Raw genomic sequence first — 1,195 nt, 5'->3', positions numbered from 1 at the left:
TGGAGCAGCCCGGCTTCCTGTTCGTCGGCCAACAGGGCAGCCATGCTGGCGTAGGGTGTAAGCAGCGCCGCCTGGAAGCGGTTCAGTCGCTCGACAAGCTCCGCCATCGGCATGTGCGCGGAGAGCACTTCTACGAGTTTTCCGCGCCGCTTCTTCAGGCGTGCCGCGGCAACGGCCGACGCAAAATGGCCGCCCGTCGCCATGACCATCGCCAATCGTCCGCGGCGGGCGATGATCTTGAGTATGTCGCTCGGGCTGAGCCAGTCACCTATCCAGCGGAGCATCATGGCTGTCACGACCGCCATCGTGCGATCGTCGGTCAGGAATATTCCGCGGCGGCCGGTCGTGCCTGAAGTGGTAGCCAGCGTGTATTTTCCGAGGAACCGCTCTCCAATCCGACCTGGATCGCCGACAACGGCCTCTGCGGCTTCGAGTGTCACGTCTCGATCGGTGCACCATTCGTCGAAGCGCTCCATGAGCGTCTTCTTGTCGGTGATGGGAAGCTGCTCGACGCTTTCAACCCGATCCGGCAGATCACGGTACAGCTCACGATAGTACGGCGAGTTGGCCCGCGCGTGGGCGACCATGTCAGCGAGACGGGCGCGCTGGCGTTGCTCGATTGCGCCGGCACCGCCCTTTCGAACGCGCCACGCGTCCCAGATCAGGCCTATGACATGCTCGCTCACAGTCGTTCTCGGGTTCACACACCTCTGACTACTTGCTATACGTACATCCTGTAGCCACTACAGAAGCAAGCGGCAAATGATCGCTATCGGAGCCTTGTCCAAACATACGGGCGTCAATATCGAGACGATCCGCTATTATGAGCGGATCGAGCTGATACCCCCGCCGCCCCGAACCGACAGCGGACGACGCCTCTACGGCGCGGAGGATGTTCGTCGGTTGACGTTCATCAGACACGCCAGGGATCTCGGTTTCGACATCGCGGCCATCAAGACGATGCTTGCTCTGCAGGAAGTGCCCCAGGCCTCCTGCGAGCAAGTCAGCCGCATTGCCAGCGACCAGCTCGAAGCCGTCGAGAGCCGAATCCGACGCCTGCTGGGATTGAGGACAGAACTGACCCGGATGATCAGAGAATGCGATAACGGGAAGGTCGCAAACTGCCGGGTCATCGAAGTTCTCGCTGACCCTCCCGGTCATCCGGAAGTGCCATCACATGCTCGAGCACGAGGAT

The 1,195-nt window shown here is 61.3% G+C and carries 2 protein-coding genes; one reads left to right on the top strand and one right to left on the bottom strand.

The window, feature by feature from the left end; all coding sequences use genetic code 11:
* Window positions 1-686 (bottom strand): phenylacetate--CoA ligase family protein (locus FHS78_RS19185; RefSeq protein ID WP_484555879.1); only part of this gene is annotated, 686 nt, incomplete at its 3' end.
* Between the two features lie 76 nt (window positions 687-762).
* On the opposite strand from FHS78_RS19185, the gene FHS78_RS19180 reads away from it, so the two are divergent.
* Window positions 763-1,195 (top strand): MerR family transcriptional regulator (locus FHS78_RS19180; protein WP_167096127.1); only part of this gene is annotated, 433 nt, incomplete at its 3' end.

Source organism: Parvibaculum indicum (assembly GCF_011762095.1).
GTDB classification, from domain to species: Bacteria; Pseudomonadota; Alphaproteobacteria; order Parvibaculales; family Parvibaculaceae; genus Parvibaculum; species Parvibaculum indicum.
This window is presented reverse-complemented; position numbering and strand designations above follow the sequence as displayed.